At 73.5% G+C, this 2714-nt stretch carries 3 protein-coding genes; 2 read left to right on the forward strand and 1 reads right to left on the reverse strand.

The window, feature by feature from the left end; all coding sequences use genetic code 11:
• Nucleotides 1-809 (reverse strand): hypothetical protein (locus tag ACFYU9_RS13470; RefSeq protein WP_389344625.1); only part of this gene is annotated, 809 nt, incomplete at its 3' end.
• A 191-nt stretch (nucleotides 810-1000) separates the two neighbouring features.
• Between ACFYU9_RS13470 and ACFYU9_RS13475 the strand changes: the two genes are divergently transcribed.
• Nucleotides 1001-1303, forward strand: coding sequence for a hypothetical protein (locus ACFYU9_RS13475; protein WP_389204699.1), 303 nt, complete (start codon nucleotides 1001-1003; stop codon nucleotides 1301-1303).
• Between the two features lie 6 nt (nucleotides 1304-1309).
• Nucleotides 1310-2494 (forward strand): glutathionylspermidine synthase family protein, encoded by a 1185-nt coding sequence (locus ACFYU9_RS13480; RefSeq protein WP_389344626.1) that lies wholly within the window; start codon nucleotides 1310-1312, stop codon nucleotides 2492-2494.
• Nucleotides 2495-2714 lie beyond the last annotated feature (220 nt).

Consider the following 2714-nt stretch of genomic DNA (forward strand, 5'->3'; position numbering starts at 1 on the left):
GCCTCGCCGAACCGCGCCAGCGTCAGCGAGCCCGCCACCGCCACCGCGAAGCCGAGCACCGCGAGCCAGCCGAAGCCCTCGCGCGTCTCGTCGCCCAGCCAGACCACGCCCACGATCGCCGGGCCGATCGTCTCGCCGAGGACGAGTCCGGCCGTGGCCGTGGTGACCGCGCCGCGGCTGAGCGCCGAGGTGTAGAGGACGAAGGCGGAGGCGCCGGCGAGGAGCAGCGCGTACAGGGCGGGGTTGGTGAGGTCCAGGCCGTCGAGGAGGCGGACGGCGACCTCGACCACGCCGAAGCCGAGGCCGCCGGCGAGGCCGAGGACGAGGGCGCGCGGGCGGTCCGGGAGGCGGCCGGCGGCCGCTCCGATGCCCAGGACGACGAAGGCGGCGGCGAGCAGGCCCCATTCGAGGCCGCCGCTGATGCCCTCGTGGCCCTCCCGGCCGGAGGCGAGCGCCAGCATCGCGAGGCCCAGGCAGACCACGCCGACGGCGATCCACTCGATCCGGCGGAGCCGCACGCCGAGCACGCGCGAGGCGACGACCGCCGTGACGGCGAGGCTGGCGGCGAGCGCGGCGCCGACCGCGTAGATCGGCAGGGTGCGCAGGGCCACGATCTGGAGGACGAAGCCGAGCCCGTCCAGGCCCAGCCCGGCGACGTACCGCCACTGCCGCAGCGCCCGCCACATCAGCGCGACGTCGACGCCGCCGCCCGTGCCGGGCTCGGCGGCCCGGGCGGCGAGGGCCTGGAACACCGAGGCGGTGCCGAAACAGAGCGCGGAACCGAGGGCGCAGATCATCCCAAGAAGCATGAAAGGACCCTAGTGCGCGGGGAGAACGAGCGGGCGGGCGTATGCGGCCCGGGTCGCCCGGCCTACACTGTGCGATCGCAACCAGACGACTGGCGACGGACGGCCGGCGACTGGTGGCAGACGACTGGAAACGGGCGGCACGCGGCACGCGACCCGCGGCTGACGACGGCAGGACAACGGGGGGACGGGCCATGCGCAGGCTGAGGTCGGGCACGGTGGTACTCGGCGGAGTGAGCATGCTCGCGGCGACGCTGACCGCGTGCGGCTCGGAGCCCGACCGGCGCTGCATCGACCCCGTCACCTACAAGGAACTCCCCGACTACAAGTGCCAGGACGGCGGCGGCCACGGAAGCAGCAGCGGTAGCGGCGGCTCCACCGGGCGCTACTACTACGGCGGCTCCTCCAGCAGCGGCCGCGTCAGCGGCGGCAGCTTCGACAGGTCCGCCGTCGAGAGCGGCGGCTTCGGCGGCCACCACTCCTCCTCCGGCGGCTGATCCCGCATGGAGCGCCACACCATCGAGCCCCGCCCCGGCTGGCAGCAGACGATCGAGGAACAGGGCCTGATCTATCCGCTGACCCGCTACCCCGACGGCTCGCTGCGCCCCTACTGGGACGAGAGCGCCTACTACTCCTTCGGCCTGCCCGAGGTCGAGGCCCTGGAGGAGGTCGTCGAGGAGCTGCACGCCATGTGCCTGGAGGCGGCGGCGCACATCGTCGAGAAGGACCGTTTCGCCGAACTGGGCATCACCGACCCGCGGATCGCCGACCGGGTCGCCGAGTCGTGGCACCGGCGGGCCGAACTCCCCACCGTCTACGGCCGGTTCGATCTTCGCTACGACGGCACGGGCCCGGCGAAGATGCTGGAGTACAACGCCGACACCCCCACCTCCCTGGTGGAGGCGGCGAGCCCGCAGTGGTTCTGGATGGAGGAGCGCTTCCCCGGCGCCGACCAGTGGAACTCGCTCCACGAGCGCCTCGTCGACGCCTGGCGGAAGCAGGCCCACCTGCTGCCGCCCGGCAGCCCCGTGCACTTCGTCCACTCCGACGGCGACGAGCTCGGCGAGGACCTGATGACCGTCGCGTACCTGCGCGAGACCGCCGAGCAGGCCGGCCTCGCGACGGAGGCGCTGTCCGTCGAGCGGATCGGCTGGGACCGGATCACCGGCCGCTTCGTCGACGACCGGCTCCGCTTCATCCGCGCCTGCTTCAAGCTCTACCCGTGGGAGTGGCTGACCACGGACCGCTTCGGCCCGCACGTCCTCGACACCCTCGACAACGGCGGCGGCACCGGCTCCACCTGCTGGATCGAACCCGCCTGGAAGATGCTGCTCTCCAACAAGGCGCTCCTCGCGATCCTCTGGGAGCTGCACCCGGGCCACCCCAACCTGCTGCCCGCCTACCTCGACGGCCCCCGCGAACTGGCCACCACCACCGGCTGGGTGGCCAAGCCGCTCCTCGGCCGCGAGGGCGCCGGCGTCACCCTCCACGAGCCGGGCGATCCCGTCGCCCTGCGCGACGAGCCGGTCTGCTACCAGGAGCTGGCCCCGCTGCCCGACTTCGACGGCAACCGCGTCGTGCTCGGCGCGTGGACCGTCGGCGACGAGTCGGCGGGGCTCGGCATCCGGGAGTCGGCGGGACCGGTGACGGACGAGTACGCCCGCTTCATCCCGCACGTCATCCTCTGACCGCCTGACCGCCTGACCGCCTGACCGCCTGACCGCCTGACCGCCTGACCGCCTGACCGCCTGACCGCCTGACCGCCTGACCGCCTGACCGCCTGACCGCCTGACCGCCTGACCGCCTGACCGCCTGACCGCCTGACCGCCTGACCGCCTGACCGCCTGACCGCCTGACCGCCTGACCGCCTGACCGCCTGACCGCCTGACCGCCTGACCGCCTGACCGG

Origin of the sequence: Streptomyces sp. NPDC004327, from assembly GCF_042873935.1 — a bacterium.
Classification (GTDB): domain Bacteria; phylum Actinomycetota; class Actinomycetes; order Streptomycetales; family Streptomycetaceae; genus Streptomyces.

Bases quoted from the DNA above. Each gene is read 5' to 3' on its own strand.
- ACFYU9_RS13480 (WP_389344626.1), top strand. From the start codon at position 1,310: ATGGAGCGCCACACCATCGAGCCCCGCCCCGGCTGGCAGCAGACGATC.
- ACFYU9_RS13475 (WP_389204699.1), top strand. From the start codon at position 1,001: ATGCGCAGGCTGAGGTCGGGCACGGTGGTACTCGGCGGAGTGAGCATG.